The sequence below is a fragment of the Streptomyces flavofungini genome (assembly GCF_030388665.1).
GTDB classification, from domain to species: domain Bacteria; phylum Actinomycetota; class Actinomycetes; order Streptomycetales; family Streptomycetaceae; genus Streptomyces; species Streptomyces flavofungini_A.
Genome location: NZ_CP128846.1, coordinates 952659 through 972257 on the forward strand (window position 1 = coordinate 952659; position 19599 = coordinate 972257).

At 74.5% G+C, this 19599-nt stretch carries 21 protein-coding genes; 12 read left to right on the forward strand and 9 right to left on the reverse strand.

Annotated elements, in window-relative coordinates:
- The first annotated feature begins 45 nt into the window (after nt 1-45).
- Nucleotides 46-978 carry a glycosyl hydrolase family 18 protein gene (locus QUY26_RS04150; protein WP_289943735.1) on the forward strand — a complete coding sequence of 311 codons (933 nt, stop codon included), beginning with the start codon at nt 46-48 and terminating at the stop codon, nt 976-978.
- 61 nt (nt 979-1039) lie between these two features.
- Here QUY26_RS04150 and crcB read toward each other — a convergent pair whose 3' ends face one another.
- On the reverse strand, nt 1040-1414 hold the full coding sequence (crcB, locus tag QUY26_RS04155; RefSeq protein ID WP_289943736.1) for a fluoride efflux transporter CrcB: 375 nt from the start codon (nt 1412-1414) through the stop codon (nt 1040-1042).
- Nucleotides 1411-1902 (reverse strand): fluoride efflux transporter FluC, encoded by a 492-nt coding sequence (locus QUY26_RS04160; RefSeq protein WP_289943737.1) that lies wholly within the window; start codon nt 1900-1902, stop codon nt 1411-1413. Before QUY26_RS04160 ends, crcB begins: the two co-directional genes overlap by 4 nt.
- A 224-nt stretch (nt 1903-2126) precedes the next feature.
- Here QUY26_RS04160 and QUY26_RS04165 point away from each other — a divergent pair, with 224 nt between their 5' ends.
- A complete protein-coding gene (locus QUY26_RS04165) occupies nt 2127-3137 on the forward strand; it encodes an aminoglycoside phosphotransferase family protein (protein WP_289943738.1) in 1011 nt (336 codons plus the stop codon).
- Nucleotides 3138-3230: 93 nt separating this feature from the next.
- Here QUY26_RS04165 and QUY26_RS04170 read toward each other — a convergent pair whose 3' ends face one another.
- Nucleotides 3231-3554, reverse strand: a complete 324-nt coding sequence (locus tag QUY26_RS04170) for a plasmid stabilization protein (RefSeq protein ID WP_289943739.1) — start codon at nt 3552-3554, stop codon at nt 3231-3233.
- Between the two features lie 136 nt (nt 3555-3690).
- Here QUY26_RS04170 and QUY26_RS04175 point away from each other — a divergent pair, with 136 nt between their 5' ends.
- The gene (locus QUY26_RS04175) at nt 3691-3987 is read left to right on the forward strand and encodes a WhiB family transcriptional regulator (protein WP_289943740.1); all 297 of its coding nucleotides are present in this window, start codon (nt 3691-3693) and stop codon (nt 3985-3987) included.
- Between the two features lie 24 nt (nt 3988-4011).
- On the opposite strand, the gene QUY26_RS04180 is transcribed toward QUY26_RS04175, so the two are convergent.
- A complete protein-coding gene (locus tag QUY26_RS04180) occupies nt 4012-5454 on the reverse strand; it encodes a dihydrolipoyl dehydrogenase family protein (protein WP_289943741.1) in 1443 nt (480 codons plus the stop codon).
- Between the two features lie 116 nt (nt 5455-5570).
- On the opposite strand from QUY26_RS04180, the gene trxA reads away from it, so the two are divergent.
- Nucleotides 5571-5954, forward strand: coding sequence for a thioredoxin (trxA, locus tag QUY26_RS04185; RefSeq protein WP_289943742.1), 384 nt, complete (start codon nt 5571-5573; stop codon nt 5952-5954).
- A 73-nt stretch (nt 5955-6027) separates the two neighbouring features.
- On the opposite strand, the gene QUY26_RS04190 is transcribed toward trxA, so the two are convergent.
- A complete protein-coding gene (locus QUY26_RS04190; RefSeq protein ID WP_289943743.1) occupies nt 6028-7113 on the reverse strand; it encodes a LacI family DNA-binding transcriptional regulator in 1086 nt (361 codons plus the stop codon).
- Nucleotides 7114-7484: 371 nt separating this feature from the next.
- Between QUY26_RS04190 and QUY26_RS04195 the strand changes: the two genes are divergently transcribed.
- Complete coding sequence (locus QUY26_RS04195) at nt 7485-8906, forward strand: amidase (RefSeq protein WP_289943744.1); 1422 nt, start codon at nt 7485-7487, stop codon at nt 8904-8906.
- 214 nt (nt 8907-9120) lie between these two features.
- The gene (locus QUY26_RS04200; RefSeq protein ID WP_289943745.1) at nt 9121-9480 is read left to right on the forward strand and encodes a hypothetical protein; all 360 of its coding nucleotides are present in this window, start codon (nt 9121-9123) and stop codon (nt 9478-9480) included.
- A 66-nt stretch (nt 9481-9546) separates the two neighbouring features.
- On the opposite strand, the gene QUY26_RS04205 is transcribed toward QUY26_RS04200, so the two are convergent.
- The gene (locus QUY26_RS04205) at nt 9547-10395 is read right to left on the reverse strand and encodes a TIGR02452 family protein (protein WP_289943746.1); all 849 of its coding nucleotides are present in this window, start codon (nt 10393-10395) and stop codon (nt 9547-9549) included.
- A gap of 283 nt (nt 10396-10678) precedes the next feature.
- Between QUY26_RS04205 and egtA the strand changes: the two genes are divergently transcribed.
- The 4 genes from egtA to egtD are packed head-to-tail and all read left to right on the forward strand — an operon-like array spanning nt 10679 to nt 15151.
- The gene (egtA, locus tag QUY26_RS04210; RefSeq protein ID WP_289943747.1) at nt 10679-12055 is read left to right on the forward strand and encodes an ergothioneine biosynthesis glutamate--cysteine ligase EgtA; all 1377 of its coding nucleotides are present in this window, start codon (nt 10679-10681) and stop codon (nt 12053-12055) included.
- Nucleotides 12052-13416, forward strand: coding sequence for an ergothioneine biosynthesis protein EgtB (egtB, locus tag QUY26_RS04215; protein ID WP_289943748.1), 1365 nt, complete (start codon nt 12052-12054; stop codon nt 13414-13416). Before egtA ends, egtB begins: the two co-directional genes overlap by 4 nt.
- The gene (gene egtC, locus QUY26_RS04220; protein WP_289943749.1) at nt 13416-14180 is read left to right on the forward strand and encodes an ergothioneine biosynthesis protein EgtC; all 765 of its coding nucleotides are present in this window, start codon (nt 13416-13418) and stop codon (nt 14178-14180) included. The genes egtB and egtC overlap by 1 nt, the downstream gene beginning before the upstream one ends.
- Nucleotides 14177-15151 carry an L-histidine N(alpha)-methyltransferase gene (egtD, locus tag QUY26_RS04225; protein WP_289943750.1) on the forward strand — a complete coding sequence of 325 codons (975 nt, stop codon included), beginning with the start codon at nt 14177-14179 and terminating at the stop codon, nt 15149-15151. Before egtC ends, egtD begins: the two co-directional genes overlap by 4 nt.
- Before the next feature lie 81 nt (nt 15152-15232).
- On the opposite strand, the gene QUY26_RS04230 is transcribed toward egtD, so the two are convergent.
- Nucleotides 15233-16507, reverse strand: a complete 1275-nt coding sequence (locus QUY26_RS04230) for an extracellular solute-binding protein (RefSeq protein ID WP_436840263.1) — start codon at nt 16505-16507, stop codon at nt 15233-15235.
- Between the two features lie 244 nt (nt 16508-16751).
- Between QUY26_RS04230 and QUY26_RS04235 the strand changes: the two genes are divergently transcribed.
- A complete protein-coding gene (locus tag QUY26_RS04235) occupies nt 16752-16967 on the forward strand; it encodes a dodecin (RefSeq protein WP_030362570.1) in 216 nt (71 codons plus the stop codon).
- 45 nt (nt 16968-17012) lie between these two features.
- Here QUY26_RS04235 and QUY26_RS04240 read toward each other — a convergent pair whose 3' ends face one another.
- The gene (locus QUY26_RS04240; protein WP_289943751.1) at nt 17013-17531 is read right to left on the reverse strand and encodes an LNS2 domain-containing protein; all 519 of its coding nucleotides are present in this window, start codon (nt 17529-17531) and stop codon (nt 17013-17015) included.
- 98 nt (nt 17532-17629) lie between these two features.
- On the opposite strand from QUY26_RS04240, the gene QUY26_RS04245 reads away from it, so the two are divergent.
- Nucleotides 17630-18877 (forward strand): styrene monooxygenase/indole monooxygenase family protein, encoded by a 1248-nt coding sequence (locus QUY26_RS04245; protein ID WP_289943752.1) that lies wholly within the window; start codon nt 17630-17632, stop codon nt 18875-18877.
- Nucleotides 18878-19034: 157 nt separating this feature from the next.
- Here the strand turns inward: QUY26_RS04245 and QUY26_RS04250 are convergent, their stop codons facing one another.
- A complete protein-coding gene (locus QUY26_RS04250) occupies nt 19035-19364 on the reverse strand; it encodes a hypothetical protein (protein WP_289943753.1) in 330 nt (109 codons plus the stop codon).
- Nucleotides 19365-19599: the final 235 nt, after the last annotated feature.

Below are 19599 nucleotides of genomic sequence, written 5' to 3' on the forward strand. Positions count from 1 at the left end.
ACGGCCTTGTCCCGGTAATTCAGTGAATCTGGAGGAGAGTTCAGGATGAAGAGACGGAGCGTCCTTCTCGGTGCCCTCGCCCTGACGGTGACGTCGGGTGCGGCGGCCGCGGCCGCGCCCGGTGCCGCGCGGGGCAAGCGGGTCGTCGTGTACTACCAGACGCAGTACGCGAACGGCAGTTACGTCTCGCCCTTGGGTCTGACCAGGAACGGGACCGGGGTGACCGATGTCCTGGTGGCCGCGGTGCATCTCAATGACATCAAGGGGCCTTACGCGCCCGTGCACGTGAACGACGATCCGCCGGAGGCCGCGAAGTACGACCAGATGTGGCGGGATCTGAAGGAGATGCAGAGGCAGGGGGTGCATGTCCTTGCGATGGTCGGCGGAGCGGCGCCGGGGAGTTTCACTCGGCTCGACACTGAATTCGACACGTATTACCCGCTGTTGCGCGACTTCATTCGGCGGTACGGGCTCGACGGGGTCGACCTGGACGTGGAGGAGCGGATGTCCCTCGCGGGCATCGAGCGCGTCATCGACGCGCTGCGCGCCGACTTCGGGCCCGGCTTCCTGATCACGCTCGCGCCGGTGGGGTCCGCCCTCAGCGGGGGCGGGAACCTGTCGGGCTTCGACTACGAGCGGCTCTACCGCGAGCGGGGCGGTGACATCGCCTGGTTCAACGCGCAGTTCTACAACGGCTGGGGCAGCATGGCGTCCACGGCGAGCTACGCCGCGGTGATCCGGCGCGGGCTGATACCTGCGTCCAAGGTGATCGCGGGCACCCTGACCGACCCCTCCAACGGCGGCAGCGGCTACGTCGCGCCGAGCCGGCTGAAGGCGACGATCCGCAGCCTGGTCGCCAGGTACCCGGACATGGGCGGCGTCATGGGCTGGGAGTACTTCAACTCGCAGCCGGGCGGTACCGCGCAGCCGTGGCGGTGGGCCGCGGAGGTGTCGTCGGCGCTGGGGCGGGGCCGCTGAGGGCCTGGCGCGTCGGGGCGAGTCGGGTCCAGAGGGGGGCCGGGGCGTCGGAGGTCGTTCCTCAGCCCCACAGCGCCTCGCCCCCCGCCACCCCCAGGAATGCCGCGCCCAGCCCCACCGCGACGCTGCAAACGACGTTCGCCGCGGCGGCCAGCGGACGGTGGCCCTCGGCCAGCCGCCACGTCTCGTGTCCGAAGGTCGAGTACGTCGTCAGCGCTCCGCACAGGCCGGTGCCGAGGAAGAGCTGGGTGTGCGCGGACGCCGCGCCCGCGCTCGCGGCGCCGGTGACGAGGCCGAGGACGAGGCAGCCCACCGCGTTGACGGCGAACGTGCCCCAGGGGAAGGCGGGGCCGAACCGGGCGCGCGTCCCCCGGTCGGTCAGGTACCGCAGCGGAGCGCCGATCGCCGCGCCCGCCACCACACACAGCCAGTTCACCGTCTGCCCGCCTTCCGCCGCACCGCCTGGACCCGCCGCACCGCCAGGACCCGCCGCACCGCCAGGACCCGCGGTGTCGCCAGGGCCCGGCGCGTCGCCACCGTCGCCGCCCCCACCGCCGCGAGCGCGGTCAGCGGCGTCAGGGCCAGGTGGAGCAGGCCCGTGCCCAGGTGACCGTCGTCGAGGAGCCGCTCGGTGTCCACCGCGTACGTGGAGAAGGTGGTGAAGCCGCCGAGCACCCCCGTGCCGAGGAACGGCCGGACCAGGCGGTGGACGGGCGTCCGGGCCGCGGCGATCAGCGCCATCAGGACGCCGATGAGCGCGCACCCCACGGCGTTGACGGCGAACGTCGTCCAGGGGAAGCCGCCCGGCGCCATCGGCCACAGCAGGCCCGCGCCGTAGCGGGCGGACGCCCCGGCCGCACCGCCCGCGGCCACCGCGGCGAGGACCGGCCACCCGTCGCGCGGCGCCGCCACCGTCCCACTCATCCGTCTCCCGTTTTCCTGTCCCCGCGTGTCATCCGTGTGCCGCCCGTGTCCTCGGCCGCACCCACATTGTGGCGCGCGGCGGTGCGTGTGAGGTCACCGGGACGGCTGTGGCGTGCGGAAACTCGGTGGACAACGGATCGCCCGGTGGGTGGGATGAGGTCTTCGCGGATCCGGTGGCCACGGCCGCCGGGCCGTGTCCGGTCGAGTCGCGTCGAGGAGAGTCCGTGTCAACTGGTGGTACCGGCAAGCCGTTCGCGTACGAGGAGTACGAGGATCACGACGACTTCGAAGACCACGAGGATCATGAGGAAGACGACGGCGAGGGCGAGGACGGGGACGTCCGCATCGACGAGGCGCTGGTGCGGCGGCTGCTGACCGCGCAGTTCCCGCAGTGGTCGCACCTGCCGATCCGGCCGGTGCCGCGCTCGGGCATGGACAACGTCACGTACCGCCTGGGCGACGAACTGACGGTGCGGCTGCCGCGCTACGAACGCTGGGTCGGGCAGGTCGAGCGCGAGCAGCGCTGGCTTCCGTGGCTCGCGCCGCAGTTGCCGCTCGCCGTGTCCCGGCCCGTGGCGCACGGGAAACCGGGCGAGGGCTATCCGTTCCCGTGGTCGGTCTGCCGGTGGCTCGATGGCGAGCCCGCGACGACGGACGGCCTGGCCGATCCGCGCCGGACGGCCGTGGAACTCGGCGAGTTCGTGACCGCGCTGCGGGCGATCGACGCCACGGGCGGGCCCGAACCTCAGTGGAGCAACGCCTTCCGCGGCGCCCGGGTCGGCGCCGAGTGCGACGCGCTGACCGCCGACTCCCTCGTCCGCTCCAAGATCGCGAAGCTGCGCGGGACGGTCGACACGGACGCGGTCACCGCCGTGTGGGAGCAGGCCCTGGCCGCCCCCGCGTGGGACCGGCCGCCGGTGTGGCTGCACGGCGACCTCGCCACCGGCAACCTCCTGTCCGTCGACGGCCACCTCACCGGGGTGATCGACTTCGGCACGCTGGCCGTGGGCGACCCCGCGTGCGACCTGATACCGGCGTGGATGTTCCTGCCCGCGGCGGCCCGCGCGACGTTCCGCGAGGCCGTCGGCGCCGACGACGCGATGTGGGCACGGGGTCGCGGGATCGCCCTCGCCGGGTCGCTGCCGGTGCCGGACGACCCGTTCTTCCAGCAGGATCCGGCCCGGGTGACGACGGCGCTGCGGCATCTGGAGGGGATCCTCGCGGACGGGGGGTGACGCAGGGGCGTACGGGGTGCGCGGGGCGGCGTCGGCTGTCCCGAGTGACGTGGACAGCGGCCGGCCCTCGTCCCGGACCGCGCCCGCCCCGTCTCAGCGCCCCACGGCCCGCGCCAGCTGCGCCTTGTTCATCGACGAGCGTCCCTTGACGCCGCGCCGCTTGGCCTCCTCGTACAGCTGGTCGCGGGTCGGGCCCTGGGCGCCGCTGTGCGAGCGCAGGCCTCCCCTGCGGCTCGACGAGATGTCCTTCGTCGACGTACGGGACGCGGTCTTGGCCTCGCCGCTGCGCGCCCGCTCCTTGTTCACGGTGCGCGCCGCGATCTCCCGCGCCCGGGCCGGCTTCTCGCCGCGCTCCTCGGCGCTGTCCTTGATGTGTTCGTACTGCCGCTCGCGTTTGGCGTTCGACCCTCGTGGCACGGCCGTGCTCCTTCCTCAGCGGGCCCCCGGCCGCCGTGCGGTCCGGGCCGAGGGCGGGACGTCCACGTGTAACCGCTCGGCGGAAACGTCAAACCAGGGTTGTTTCCCCAGGGCCGCCCCGGGCACCCGCCGCCCCATGGATGAGGTACCGCTGCGACAGGAGTGGATTCACCGGGCCGCGTGCGCGGACGCCGACCCCGAGCTGTTCTTCCCGGTGGGGACCACAGGACCGGCCGAACGGGACCAGGAGGAGGCCAAGCGGGTGTGCGCGCGCTGCCCCGTCATCGACCAGTGTCTCGCGTACGCGCTGGGGTCCGGGCAGACGTCGGGCGTCTGGGGCGGCAAGGACGAGGCGGAACTCGCGGAGCTGCGGCGCAAGCGGCGGGCGGCCGAGCGGTGGGAGGCCCGGCACGGCGTGCGCCGCGCCGGGTGACAGCCCGTTCCCCTCGGGCGGCCCTCAGCCCCGGTACGTCTCCAGGAGGCGCAGCCACACCTCGCTGATCGTCGGGTACGCCGGGACCGCGTGCCACAGCCGCTCGATGGGGACCTCGGCGGCGATGGCGACCGTGGCGGAGTGCAGGAGTTCACTGACGCCGGGGCCGACGAAGGTGACGCCGAGGAGGATCTCGCGGTCGAGGTCGACGACCATGCGGGCGCGGCCTCGGTAGCCGTCGGCGTAGAGGCCGGAGCCCGCCACCGAGGCGAGGTCGTGATCGACGGCGCGGACGCGGTGTCCGGCGGCCTCGGCGGCCGCGAGGGTGAGGCCCGCGGAGGCGGCCTCGGGGTCGGTGAAGACGACCTGGGGGACCGCGTCGTGGTCGGCGGTGGCGCTGTGGCTGCCCCAGCGGTCGGTCTCCAGGAGGGGGACCTTCCGGGCGCGGGCCGCGATGGCGGCGCCCGCGATCCGGGCCTGGTACTTGCCCTGGTGGGTGAGGAGCGCCCGGTGGTTCACGTCCCCGACGGCGTACAGCCAGTCGCTGCCCGTCACCTTGCAGCTGTCGTCGACGGTCAGCCACGCGCCGGGCTCCAGGCCGACCGTCTCCAGGCCGAGGTCGTCCGTGCGCGGGGCGCGGCCGGTGGCGAAGAGGATCTCGTCGGCCTCGACGGTGGCGCCGTCGTCGAGGGTGACCGTGAGGGTGGCGCCCTCGCGGTGGACCTCGCGCACGGAGGTGTCCGTGCGGACGTCGGCGCCCGCCTCGCGCAGCGCGTCGGCGACGAGTTCCCCGGCGAACGGCTCCATCTTGGGCAGCAGCCCCGCACCCCGGACGAGCAGCGTCACCCGCGACCCGAGGGCCTGCCACGCCGTGGCCATCTCCACGCCGACCACGCCGCCGCCCACCACGACGAGGCGGCCGGGGACCCGGTCGGAGCTGGTCGCCTCGCGGCTGGTCCAGGGCTTGGCTTCGGCGACGCCCGGCAGGTCGGGGACGACGGCGCGGCTGCCGGTGCACACGGCGACGGCATGGCGGGCGACGAGCCGCCGGAGCGTGCCGTCCCCGGCGGTGACCGTGACCTGCCGGGTGCCCGCGAGACGGCCCTGGCCGCGGTAGAGGTCCACGCCGATGGAGCCGAGCCAGCCCACCTGGCCGTCGTCCTTCCAGTGCGAGGTGTAGTAGTCGCGGTGGGCGAGCACCGCGGCCGCGTCGAGGTCGCCTTCGACGAGGTGGCGAAGGCCCGGTACGCGGCGGGCGTCGGCGCGGGCCACGGCCGGGCGGAGCAGGGCCTTGCTGGGCATGCAGGCCCAGTACGAGCACTCGCCGCCGACGAGTTCGCTCTCCACGATCGCCGCGCTCAAGCCGTGCGCGCGGACGCGGTCGGCGACGTTCTCACCGACCGGTCCCGCGCCGACGACCACGACGTCGTAGGTGATGGTTTCGCTGGCTTCCGTGGCATCCGTCATGAGCACAGTCTGGTCCCAGGTGTGCGGTGTGGCCACACGGGTACGCGCGCGGAATACGGCCGTCGCCCCGGCCGTTGTGCACGACGGCTTCGCCCTCATCAGGAAGAGAGAAAACCATGAGCAGCACGACAGTGGAGCTCACGAAGGAAAACTTCGACCAGACGATGACGGACAACGAGTTCGTCCTGATCGACTTCTGGGCGTCCTGGTGCGGGCCCTGCCGCCAGTTCGCCCCGGTCTACGAGAAGGCCGCGGAGGCCAATCCGGACCTGGTCTTCGGCAAGGTCGACACGGAGGCGCAGCCGGAGCTCGCGGCGGCGTTCGGCATCCAGTCGATCCCGACGCTGATGATCGTCCGCGATCAGGTCGCGGTGTTCGCGCAGCCCGGCGCGCTGCCGCAGGAGGCCTTGGAGGACGTCATCGGCCAGGCCCGCAAGCTGGACATGGACGAGGTGCGCAAGTCCGTGGCGGAGCAGCAGGCCAAGGAGCAGGAGCAGTAGGAGGGAGCAGGAGGAGCGGTTCGGGGGCGCTCTCGCGGGCGTGCGGACGCGGCCCGCTCCGGCGGGCCGCGTCTCAGCTCGACTCGCGGTGCACCACGCTGGCCCCCAGTACGTCGTGCACCTCGGGCCGCCCGCCCGGCTCCCGGACCACCCGGTCGACGAGCTCGGCGAGCCCGCGGCCCGACGGCAGCTCGATGCGGACGCTGCTCAGGCGCGGGCGCAGGAGCCGGGCCAGCATCAGGTCGTCGGCGCCGACGACGGCGACGTCGTCGGGGACGGTGACGCCCTCGTCCTGGAGGGCGCGCATCAGGAGCATGGCGTACTCGTCGTTGTACGCGAAGACCCCGTCGAGGCCGAGCGACCGCCAGCCGTCGACGAGGCGGGCCGCGGAGTCCTCGGTGTAGGCGAGCGGCAGCTCGGTCACCGCACAGCCCTCGACGGTGCGGGCGGCGGCGCGCACGCCGTCCAGGCGCGGCCGGGAGAAGGCTTCGAGGCCGGGTTCCTCGGGGACGACGACACCGATGCGGCGCCGGCCCTGGGCCAGCAGGTGCGCGGCGGCCGCGCGGCCGACCAGGCGCTGGTCCATGAGCAGGGCATGGGCGCCGTCCGCCCGCTGCGGGCCGAGGGTGAAGACGGCTTTGGCGCCGGAGCGTTTGAGCACGGCGACGCCGCGGGCGCCGAGCGCGATGGCGTCGGGCGCGAGGACGGCGACGGGGCGCAGCTCCGCCCAGGCGCGGGCGGCCTCCTCGCCGGTCAGGCCGAGGCTGCCGTACTGCACCACGGTGTAGTCGAACCGGCTGAGCGCCCACTGGAGTTCGTTGATGAACTCGCTGAAGAGCGGGCCGACGGCGATCTGCGGGGTCGGCATGAGGACCATGCGGCTGTGCCCGGCGCGCAGGCTGCGGGCGGCGGCGTGCGGGACGTACCCCAGTTCTTTGGCGGCCGCGTGGACGCGGCGGCGGGTGGGCTCGCTGATCCGGACGGCGCTGGTGTTGTTGAGGACGTAGCTGACGGTCGCGCGGGAGACGCCCGCGAGGCGGGCGACGTCGGCGCTCGTCGGGACGGAGTGCGGCGTGCCCTGCGGCACGGAGTCGGGCGGGGAGTTCGGCGCGTCCGGCGCCGGGACCGGCGCGGGCTGCTGCTTCGGTATCTGCACCATGACCCTCGCAATCCTTCCAGACGGCCCCGGGGCGCACCCAGGCGGGCGCGGGGGCGCTGCCGGGCAGGCGGCGGGGCACGGCCGCGCACGCCGTCGTGCCTGGTCGCGCGGCCTGTCACGCACGCCTGCGACGGCGCACGCACGGCCCTGGGGGAGCGTCGCACGCCTCCCCCGCGCGCCGCCGAGGGGGCGGGGCACACCCGGCGGGCGGCGTGAACTCCCCCGCCCGGATACCGCGTTGGGCCGCCGGAGGCTACCGTTCGGTCACATGCCCGACCGGGCCGTCGGCCCCCGGCCCCTCCCCCGCCCGCTCCGATGCCCCGCTTCCCCCACCTCACGGCCGAGCCGCCCCCCCTGGAAGGTGCCCCCACATGACCGCCGACCGTTCCGCGGGACTCGCGGAGACCGCCCGTGTGCTCGCCGAAGGCCGGGTGACCGCACGGGAGTTGACCGAGCGGGCGCTCGCCCGGATCGAGGCGGCGCAGCCCCGCCTCAACGCCTTCCGGGTGGTGCGCGCCGAGGCCGCGAGGGCCGAAGCGGAGGCCGCCGACCGGGAGTTGGCGGCGGGCAGGCGGCTGCCGCTGCTCGGGGTGCCGGTGGCGGTGAAGGACGACACCGACGTGGCAGGCGAACCCACGGCGTTCGGCTGCCCCGGGGACTTCCCGCCGATGGCCGAGGACGCGGAGGCGGTGCGCAGACTGCGGGCGGCCGGAGCCGTCATCGTCGGCAAGACCAACACGTGCGAGCTGGGGCAGTGGCCGTTCACGGAGGGCCCGGCCTTCGGCGACACCCGCAATCCGTGGCACACCGGGCACACGCCGGGCGGCTCGTCGGGCGGCTCGGCGGCCGCGGTCGCCGCGGGCCTGGTCCCGGCGGCCCTCGGCTCGGACGGCGCGGGCTCGGTGCGGATCCCGGCTGCGTGGACGCACCTCGTCGGGATCAAGCCGCAGCGCGGGCGGATCTCGACGTGGCCGTGGCCGGAGGCCTTCAACGGCATCACGGTCAACGGCCCGCTGGCGCGCACCGTCGCCGACGCCGCCCTGCTCCTGGACGTGGCCAGCGGCAACCACGCGGACGACCTGCACCAGCCGCCGCCGATCCGCGCCGCCGACGCGGCCACGCGGGAGCCGGGGCGGCTGCGGATCGCCCTCTCCCTCGGCATGCCGTTCACGGCGACACCGAAGCGGCTGCACCCGCTGGTGCGCGGCAAGGTCGTGGCGCTCGCGGAGCGGCTCGCGGCGCTGGGCCACGACGTGTCCGAGGCCGACCCGCGCTACGGCCAGATCGGGCTCGCCTTCGTGCCGCGGGCCACGGCGGGCGTGGCGGACTGGGTGCGCCGAGTGCCCGACCCGTCGCTCCTGGACCCGCGCACCCGGGAGGCCGCACGCCTGGGGCGGCTGCTCGGCGGCGCGCCGCTGCGGCTCTCGCGGCGGGCGGAGGCGACGCTGCACCGCAGGGTCGGGGCCGTCTTCGACACGTACGACGTGGTGCTCGCGCCGACGACGGCGACCCCGCCCCCGCCGGTGGGCACCCTGGCCGCGCTCAGCGGCTGGCGCACCGACCAGGCGATGATCGCGGCCTGCCCGTACGCGTGGCCCTGGAACGTGCTCGGCTGGCCCGGCGTGAACGTGCCCGCGGGCCGCGTCACGGGCGGCCTGCCGGTCGGCGCCCAGCTGCTCGGCCCCGAGGGCAGCGAGCCCCTGCTGATCTCGCTGGCGGCGCAGCTGGAGGACGACTTGCGCTGGCACGAGGACTGGCCGACGCCGCTGGCGGACGCGCAGGCGGCGCCGTGAAGGCGTAGGAGCCCCGCTGCCGCAGCGGAGCCCCGCTGCGCGGAGGAGCCCGCACGCCGCATGGGCGACGGCCCGATGCGCCCCGCCACCCCGGGAGCGCGGCACACCCGGCACGCCCCCGCACGCCCGCCGCGTGGATCCGGCAGCCCAGGGGCCCGCCCCGCCCGCCGAAAACCCCGTGCGGCCGCAGCCCCGCCCGCCTACCGTCCACAGCGTGCAGATCTACGAGATCCGAATCCATGGCGTCGCCGGGACCGACGCCGCGCTCGCCCTCCAGGAGCCGCTCGCCCGGCTCCTGTGCCCCGTCGAGGACCACGACGGGCCCTGCGAGGTGCCGTGGGGCTTCACGCTGGCGGACGCGCGGGGCCCGGACGGCCCCGAGTCCGTGCTCGTCCTCGGCGTCTTCGCGAGCGCGGAGAAGGCCACGGAGATCAGGGACCGGGTGCGGGCGTTCGTGGGCGAGGCGCACCCGACGGTCCTGCGGGAGGCCGTCACGGACGCCTTCGACGAGCTGGCTGAGCAGTACCGGATCGAGCAGGGCCTGGGCTGGGGCGGGCACCGGCCCGACCGCTGACCGCCCTGCCCCGCGGCCACGGGTTGTTCGCCCTCCCCCGGGCGTGCGCCCCGCCCCCGCAGTGCCTCAGGCCGACGTCCGCCCCGCCGTCCCCGGGGCCCCGAAAGCCCGCTCGAAGGCCCGGCGCGTCGTCTCGCCCCGGGTCCGGTCGAGGACCCCGAAGACCACGTGGTCGAAGTAGCCGGCGAACCGGCCGCCCTCCCCCAGCGGTACCCGGAACGCCTCGGCCACCTGGGCCGGATCGTTCTGGAACACCCCGCAGCCCCAGGCGCCGAGCACGAGCCGACGGTAGCCGCAGGCCGCGGCGGTCTCCAGGACGCGTTCGGCGCGGGCGGCGAGCGCGCCGGGCAGCGCGTCGGCCCGCTCGGGCGCCGTGCGCCGCACCACTCCGGCGTTGGGCGCCGGCGAGGTGAGGAACCCGGTCGCGTACGCGTCGCCGAGGAGGTTGCCGCGGTCGTCGCGGAAGACGGGCACGGCGGGCGCGTGGATGACGCGGTCGCTGTAGAACGGGTCGCGGTGGGCGCGGTGGTGGTCGTAGAAGCCGCGCTGTTCCAGGAGGCAGGCGTACAGCGCGGAGGACCGGCAGAGCGCCTCCTCCTGCGCCTGCGCGCCGTTCAGGAAGCCGCCGCCCGGATTGCGGGCGGAGGCGAAGTTCAGGACGACGACCCCGTCCTCGCCCGCGCCGTGCAGCCGGTGGGCGGCCTCAAGGCTGGACTCCCCCGTGACCTCGACGGTCGTCGGGCCCGGTGGGCGCGGGGGCACGTCGACGGGGTCCGGGCCGTACACGCGGGTCCCGGCCCGCGCGGCGGCCACCGCCTCCGCCAGCTCCACGCGCCGTCCGTCCGGCGCCGTGTACGCCCCGACGGCGACGATGTCCACCGTGTCCTGCGCGATCGCGCGCAGCCGCGCGCTCACCGGCGCCGCTCGCCGGGCGCCGCCGCGCTCCGCGTGCCGTGTGCCGCGCCGTCCCCCATGCTGGACATGGCCCCGCCCCCGGTCCTCCCGGCGGTCCCGGTGCCGTGTCCTCGTGCATACCCCGTGTCGAACATGAACAGATGGTGTGCCGCGCCTGTCGGCCGTCGCAACGGCATTTCCCGGCCATGAGGGCAGTCTTGTGCGAAATAGGTTGAAGGCCTTGGGTGTTACGAGCGCTGCGCGGGCAGTCCGCCCGCGCGGGCCGAACAGGAGGACCCGCGACATGCCAGAGGGAGACTGTACGAAACGCCGAGCCCGCCTCGGCGAAGCCGTCACGGAGGCCGAGATAGAGGCCCTGGTGCGCGGCATCTGCTTCAAGACGGGCCCACCCACCGTCACCGGTGTGGAGCTGGAATGGCTCCTGCACGCACCGGACACCCCCCGTACGCCCGTGTCGTCCGCCCGTGTCGAAGCCGCTCGCACGGCACTGCGGACCAAGACCCTGCACTCGACGGTCACCGTCGAACCCGGCGGCCAGCTGGAGCTCAGCTCGCTTCCCGCCGCGTCCCTCATGGAGTGCGTGTCAGCCGTATCGGCCGATCTGGCCGTCGTCCGCGACACACTCCGCACCCTGGACCTGACCCTCACCGGCCTCGGCGCCGACCCCTTCCGCGCGCCCGCGCGGATCCTGCACGAGCCGCGCTACGACGCGATGGAGAGCTGGTTCGACCGCACCGGCGAGGCGGGGCGACGCATGATGTGCTCCACGGCGTCCGTGCAGATCTGCCTGGACGCCGGGTACGAGGAGCCGGGGCCGCTGGGCTACGCGCGCCGCTGGCGCCTGGCCCATCTGCTCGGCCCCGTCCTGGTCGCCGCGTTCGCCAACTCCCCGCTGCAGGAGGGCCGCCGCACCGGCTGGCGCTCCACACGGCAGGCGGTGTGGGCGGGCATCGACCCGGGCAGGTCGGGGGCGCCCACCCTCGACGAGGAGCCGCGGGCCGCCTGGACCCGGCACGCCCTGGACGCGCCCGTGATGTGCGTGCGCACCGAACCCGCCGACGAGGCGCCCTGGCTGGTCCCCGACGGCCTGAGCTTCCGGGCCTGGGCCCGCTCCGGTGCGCCGCGCCCGCCCACCCGTGCCGACCTCGACTACCACCTCACCACGCTGTTCCCACCGGTCAGACCGCGCGGCCACCTGGAGTTGCGGATGGTCGACGCGCAGCCCGGCGAGGACGGCTGGATCGTCCCGCTCGCGGTGACGAGCGCGCTGTTCGACGACGCGGGCGCCGCGGAGACGGCCTACCGCACCGTCAAGCCCCTGGCCGAGCGGGCGGGCGCCACGCCGCCGCCGCACAGCCCGCTGTGGCTGGACGCGGCGCGCCACGGACTGGCCGATCCGGAGCTGCACGAGGCCGCCGCGGCCTGTTTCGCCGCCGCGCTGGAGGCGCTGCCGAGGCTCGGCGCCGACCGGCACGTCCTGTCGGTCGTCGCGGCGCACGCCGACCGCTATGTGACCCACGGCCGCTGCCCCGCCGACGACCTGCTCGAAGCGGCACACCCGGACGCGGCACACCCGGACACCGCGCACCCGCAGGCGGCGCACGGCGCCGACGCGCACCTGGACGAGGCCCCTCTCCTCGGGAAGGACACACACCGATGACCGGTTCCACGACGGGACCCACGGACGGATCCCCGGCCGACCCCGAGGCGCTGCGGGCCCGCGCGCAGAGCGCGCTGCTCGCCGCACGCGAGCGCACCGCGCTGCTCACCTCCTGTGTCGACGACGGTGAACTGACCGCGCAGCACTCGCCGTTGATGTCCCCGCTGGTGTGGGACCTCGCGCACATCGGCAACCAGGAGGAGCAGTGGCTGCTGCGCGCGGTCGGCGGGCGCGAGGCGCTGCGGCCCGAGATCGACTCGCTGTACGACGCGTTCGAGCACCCTCGGGCCACCCGGCCCTCGCTGCCGCTGCTCGCCCCCGACGAGGCCCGCCGGTACGCCTCCGACGTGCGGGGCCGCGCGCTCGACGTGCTGGAGAGCACGCCGTTCCACGGCTCGCTGCTCACCGACGCGGGCTTCGCCTTCGGGATGATCGCGCAGCACGAACAGCAGCACGACGAGACGATGCTGATCACCCATCAGCTGCGCGCGGGCGCTCCCGCGCTCACCGCACCGGACCCGGACCCGGCGCCCCTGTTCACGGGCCCGCCCGAAGTGCTCGTGCCCGGCGGCCCGTTCATGATGGGCACGTCGGCCGAGCCGTGGGCGCTCGACAACGAACGCCCCGCGCACCAGCGCTTCGTACAGCCGTACTTCATCGACACCACGCCGGTCACCAACGCCGCGTACCAGCGTTTCATCGACGACGGCGGCTACGACGAGCCGCGCTGGTGGCACGAGCGCGGCTGGGAGGCGGTGCGCCGCAACAAGCTGACGGCGCCGCTGTTCTGGCGGCGCGAGGCGGGTCAGTGGCTGCGGCGGCGCTTCGGCGCCCTGGAGCCGGTGCCGGCCGACGAGCCGGTGCTGCACGTCAGCTGGTACGAGGCGGACGCGTACGCGCGCTGGGCCGGACGGCGGCTTCCGACCGAGGCCGAGTGGGAGAAGGCCGCGCGCCACCACCCGGGCGAGGACCGGTCGCTGCGCTATCCCTGGGGCGACGCCGATCCGACGCCGGAGCGGGCGAACCTGGGGCAGCGGCATCTGCGCCCGGCGCCCGCGGGCAGTTATCCGCTGGGCGAGTCGCCGCTCGGCGTACGGCAGTTGATCGGCGACGTGTGGGAGTGGACGGCCAGCGACTTCCTGCCCTACCCGGGCTTCGTGGCCTTCCCCTACCGCGAGTACTCGGAGGTGTTCTTCGGCGGCGACTACAAGGTCCTTCGCGGCGGCGCCTTCTCCGTCGACGCGGTGGCGTGCCGGGGCACGTTCCGCAACTGGGACCATCCGGTGCGGCGGCAGATCTTCTCCGGCTTCCGCACGGCGCGCGACGTCACGGCCGCCGAGACCTCCGAGGGGGTTCTCTGATGTGCCGTCATCTCGCCTTCCTGGGCGAGCCCGAGGCGCTCGGCGCCCTGCTCGTGGATCCCGCGCACAGCCTGTTCCGGCAGTCGTGGGCGCCGCGCAGGCAGCTGCACGGGACGGTCAACGCGGACGGTTTCGGCGTCGGCTGGTACGCGGACGGCGATCCGGTGCCGGCGCGCTACCGCAGGTCCGGGCCGATCTGGGGCGACCAGTCCTTCGCCGACCTGGCCCGGGTGGTGCGCTCCGGCGCGCTGCTCGCCGCGGTGCGGGACGCCACCGAGGCGGGGGCGGACGGGGAGGCCGCGGCGGCGCCGTTCGCCGCGGGGCCCTGGCTGTTCAGCCACAACGGCGCGGTGTCCGGCTGGCCCGACTCGCTCGCCGCGGTCGCGACCGCGCTGCCGCCCGCCGACCTGCTGTCCCTGGAGGCGCGCTGCGACTCGGCCCTGGTGTGGGCGCTCGTCCTGGAGCGGCTGCGGCGCGGCGACGAGGCGGCACAGGCCCTCGGCGACGTCACCGTGGAGGTCGCGAGGGCGGCGCCCGCCTCGCGTCTGAACCTCCTCCTGACCGACGGCGAGACGATCGCCGCGACGGCCTGGGGCGACACCCTCTGGTACCTGACCGAACCGGGCCGCCGCACCGGCCGCACCGTCGTCGCCTCCGAGCCCTACGACGACGACCCGGCCTGGCGCGAGGTGCCCGACCGCACCCTGCTCGCCGCGACGGGCACCGACATCCTGCTGACCCCGCTCAAGGAGCCCACCGCGTGAGCCCGTTCCTGCTGACCCGCACCCTGCCCGAGGACGCCGCGAGCGCAGCCCTGCGCGCCGACGTCCTGCACGGCCTCACCAAGTCCCCCAAGTCGCTGCCGCCCAAGTGGTTCTACGACGCGCGCGGCAGCGCCCTGTTCGACGAGATCACCACGCTGCCCGAGTACTACCCGACGCGGGCCGAGCGGGAGATCCTCATCGCCCGTGCCGCCGAGATCGCCGCGGTGACGGGCGCGCGCACCCTCGTCGAGCTGGGCTCGGGCTCCTCCGAGAAGACCCGCCACCTGATCGACGCGATGCCGTCCTTGCACACCTACGTCCCGGTCGACGTCAGCGAGTCCGCGCTCACCGGCGCGGCCGACACGCTGCTCGCCGAGCGGCCCGCCCTCGATGTGCACGGCCTCATCGCCGACTTCACCCGTGGCCTCGCGCTGCCCGGCACCCCCGGGCCCCGTCTGGTCGCGTTCCTCGGCGGCACCATCGGCAATCTGCTGCCCGCCGAGCGCGCCGCGTTCCTGACGTCGGTGCGCGGCCTGCTGTCCCCCGGTGACGCGCTGCTCCTCGGCACGGACCTGGTCAAGGACGAGGGGGTGCTGGTGGCGGCGTACGACGACTCGACGGGCGTGACCGCCGCGTTCAACAAGAACGTCCTGCACGTCATCAACCGTGAGCTGGGCGCGGACTTCGACCCCGACGCGTACGCCCACGTCGCCGTCTGGGACCGCGAGCACGAGTGGATCGAGATGCGGCTGCGGTCCCGCGCCGACCAGACCGTGAAGGTCCCTGCGCTCGACCTCGCCGTGCACTTCGAGGAGGGCGAGGAGCTGCGCACGGAGATCTCCGCGAAGTTCCGCGAGGAGGTGGTGAAGTCGGAGCTCGCGGCGGCGGACCTGTCGCTGACCCACTGGTGGACGGACGAGCGGGCGCGGTTCGCGCTGTCGCTGAGCACGGTGTCCGGGGCCAGGGCCTGATCCCGGCCGCGGGGCCGGTGAGGCCGGGCGCGAGGGCACTCGCACCCGGCCGGCACGGCCGCACGGCCCCGTCGGCGCGCCTCAGTGCCCCGCGGGGTCCAGCGTCTTGGTGATCCGGGCGGACGCGGCCTTGGCCTCGCGGGCCGGATCACCTCCGGCGAGCACCTTGGACATGTACGCCTTTATGGGGTTGTCGGCCTCCACGGCGGCCCACGCGGGCGACGTGGGCGTGGCCCGTCCCCGTGCGGCGCCCGCCGCCATCGCGGCGACCCCGGCCTCGCCGGACACGGCGGACGCGAGGGTCGTCTTGTTCGGGACGTAGTCCATCGTGCGGGCCAGGTCCTTCTGCCACTTGTCCCCGGCGAGGGCCTTCACCACCTCGACGGCGCCCTTGCGCTCGTCGGTGCCCTCGCGCACGACGAGGTCGGAGCCGCCGGTGAAGACGGCGCCGGGCTTGCGGGCGCTCTTGCCGGGGATGGGGAAGTACCCGAGCTTGCCCTTGAGCTTCGGGTTCTTCGCCTCGATGGCGCGCGCGGTGCCGGGCACAGCGATGATCTGCGCGACGTCGCCCTTGGCGAACACGCCGGACTGCGGCGGGTGTTCCTCGTCGGCGTCGGGCGGCCCGTCGCCGAGCGCCTGGAGCTGCTTGTAGAACTCCATGCCGCGCAGCGCGGCGGGCGTGTCGAGGGTGCCCTGCCAGGATCCCGGCTTCCCCTCCTTGGCCAGGTCGCCGCCCTCGTCCCAGATGAATCCGGCGAGCGTGTACCAGTCCTGGCCGGCCAGGTAGAGCCCCTGGTCGCCGCCGGAGTTCAGCCGCCGGGTGTCCGCGAGCCACTGCTCGCGCGTCTTCGGGGGCTGCTGGATCCCGGCCTGCGCGAACAGGTCCTTGTTGTAGATGACGACGCGGTTGGCGGCGTACCAGGGGATGCCGTACTGGCCGCCGTCGTAGCGCCCCGGCTCGGCGAGGCCCGGCAGCCAGTCCTCCATGCCGAGGTCGCGCGCGGACTCCAGGGTGAGGTCCGCGAGGCCGCCCTCGTCGACGTACTGGGCGACCTGGGTGTTGCCGACCTCGATGACGTCGGGTCCGTCGTCGTCCTTGAGGGCGGCCTTGACCTTCTCGCCGATGCCCGTCCACTCCTGGACGCGGATGTCCAGGTCGATGGTGCCGTGCCGCTTCTCGAAGTCCTCCGTGAACCGCTTCACGAAGGCGTCCGACGCGCTGCCGCGCATCAGCCACACCTGCACGGTGCTGCGGTCGTCCTCGCCCCCGGGCAGGACGCCGCAGCCGGGCAGCAGGGCGGTGGAGGCGAGGGCCAGGGTGAGGGAGAGGGCGATGCGGAGGCGGCGGCGGTTCACGTCGGTCACTTTCTGCCTGCGGACAGGGCGGAGGGGCCCGACGTGGGGAAGAGCTTGAAGCTCGAACGGGTGTGCAGGATTTTGGTATGTACCAAGTCATCGGTCAAGGGGCGTGAAGGGATCCGTGACACTTCGGTGAAAGTTGCGTGCCCGCGAGGCTCCGCGCTCCCGCCGACAGGCCCCCGAGGCCCCCCGGCACTACCGTGGAGGGCACCGCAACGCCGCGGAGAGGAGAAGCCCGCTCATGTCCGACCACACCTACCGGGTCACCGAGATCGTCGGCACCTCGCACGAAGGCGTCGACCAGGCCATCCGCAACGGCATCGAACGCGCCGCCCAGACCCTGCGCGGCCTCGACTGGTTCGAGGTCACCCAGGTGCGCGGCCACATCGAGGACGGACAGATCCAGCACTACCAGGTCGGCCTCAAGGTCGGTTTCCGCCTGGAGGACTCGGCCTGAGCCACCGGGCCGCCCGAGCCGCCGGGCCCCGGCGCCGCCCGCCCCTCACGTACGGCCTTCGCGCTCCTGCGCGTCCCGCAGCTCCGCGGACGCGCTGCCCCAGCGCGCCCGCACCACCGTGAACCCGGCCCGCTCGGCGTCGACGCACACCAACTCGTCGTCGTCCACGAGCATGCGGATCTCCCGGTCGCGGGCGAGCGCCCGCAGGATCTCCAGCTTGGTGCGGCGCGCGGGCCGCCGGTCGTGGTCGGGCCGCATCCGGATCGGCCCCTCGGGCAGCCCCTGCGCGGCCAGCCACGCCTCGGTGTCGGCGCGGCAGCGCTCGGGCCGCCCGGTCAGGTAGACGATGTCGCAGTCCGCCGCGGTGTCCAGGGCGAGGCGCACCCCGGTCGGCAGCGGCGGGTCCTTGGGGGCTGCGGCGAAGAACGCCGCCCAGTCGCGCGGCTTGCGCTCCAGGAAGCGCTGGCGGTGCGCGGTGTCCGCGAGGGTGCCGTCGAGGTCGAACACGGCCAGGGGGCGCTGTGCCCCGGCGCCGTCGCGCTTCTTGCTCTTGTCGTGCGTCACGCCGTCAGCGTACGGAACACACGCAGCTGACGGCCCCGGCGCCTGGGTACGACTGAACCGTGCCCGGCCGAGGGGGCCGGAGCGGGACGGAGGACGAGGTGCGCGGAATCGCGATCGTGGGGGCGGGACAGGCGGGGCTGCAGTTGGGCCTCGGGCTCCTGGGGGCCGGGCACGAGGTCACGCTCGTCGCCGAGCGCCGACCCGAGGAGGTGCGCAGCGGCCGGGTCACCTCGACCCAGCTCATGTTCGGCCCGGCCCTGCGCATCGAACGGGCGGCGGGGCTCGCGCTCTGGGACGACACCGCGCCCGTGATGCCGGGGTTCGAGCTCAGCCACTGGGAGCCGGACGAGCGGGCGGACGCGCCCGTGCACCGGTTCGCCGCGGTGCTCGACGACGAGGTGCGCTCCGTGGACCAGCGGGTGAAGCTGGCCGCCTGGCTCGAGCTGTTCGAGGAGCGGGGCGGGCGCGTGGAGTACCGGTCCGTCGGTCCCGCCGAGGTGGCGGGCCTCGCCGCCGCGCACGACCTGACGGTCCTCGCCACCGGGCGCGGCCGGCTCTCCGCGCTCTTCGCGCACGACCCGTCCTGGCCGGTCCACGACCGGCCGCCGCGCACCCTCGCCTGCTTCTACGTCCGCGGTGTCGCCCACGACGACGCCGACCCGGCCGCCGGCTACGTCCGCACCACCGGCGTACCGTCCGCCGGTGACGTGATCATCATGCGGGCGCTCACGGTCAGCGGGCCCTGCGACATCGTGCTCTTCGAAGGCCGGTGGGGCGGGGCCTACGACTGCTGGGACGACCGCCCCGACGTCGCCGAGGGCTGGCGGCGTGCCCTCGAACTGCTGCGTACGCACGCGCCCTGGGAGTACGAACGCTTCCGCCACGCCGAACCCACCGACCCCGGCGCCGCCCTGTACGGCGCGATCACCCCGACGGTCCGCCGTCCCGTGGCGCGCGTGGACGGCGGCCGCGCCGTCCTCGGCATGGCGGACGCGCTCGCCGTCCACGACCCGATCACCGGCCAGGGCGCGAACAACGCCGCGCGCGCTGCGGCCAGTTACCTCGACGCCGTCCTCGGGCGCGGCGACCTTCCCTTCGACGAGCCGTGGATGCGGCGGACCTTCGACACCTACTGGGACAACGCCCGGCACACGCACGCCTTCACCGAGTTCATGGTGCGCGAACCACAGCCCGAGCAGGTGCGGCGCGCCATCGAGGCCGCCTTCGACCACCCGGAGGTCGCCCACCGGTTCGCCAACGGCTACGCCGATCCGTCGACGTACCGCGCGTGGCTGCTGGACCCGGACGGGGCGGACGCGTACCTGTCCCGGTTCACCAAGGGGTAGCCGGGCCCGTCGGGCCGCCTGCTGCGGCGAGGCCCCGGCTCGGCGAGGGCCGGGACACGGGAACGACGCTTCCCGCCGCGTGGCAGCGGGCGTCGCCCCTGAGCCGTCCGTCCCCGGGGCGCCCTTGCCGTCTCCCGCGCCGCAAGGGGACCGGGCGTCAGGGCGCCACGAGTCGCAGTGTCTCGATCGTGTCCCAGCCCCGGGCGGCGAGCCGTTGCTCCAGGGCCAGTTCGGCCTTGGCGCGCACCAGCAGGCACTCGGGAGGGTTCAGGTGCCGTGCGAAGGCGACAAGGATCTCCAGGGCGCTGTTGGCCAGGAAGTGCACCCCCGTGAGGTCGAGAAGGATCTCGCCCTCACGGGCCTGATCGGTCAGGGCGAGGGCCAGCGGTGCGCGATGGGTGCTGACGACCTCGCCGGTCAGTCGCACCCCCCGCCTGTCGGTGCTGGGCATGATGAGCAGAAGGTCGTCGACGAAATACCCACGCATGGGAAGTCCAGAATGCTGTGGTGCACCGCGGGGTGGGCGTGGCGGTTGAGGGGAGCCCGCCGGAGCGATCCTTGGCGCGGTGCGACGAGGCGGGCGCAGGGTCCCGCTGGATGCAGCCGCTGGCGGAGGGGCCCCTCTCCGGGTCCGAGAGATCGCCGGTAGGGCCGTCGTCGCGCTAACAACGACAACTCACCACGGTCTGCTACGGAGCGTACTCCCCTTCCCTCACGCCCGA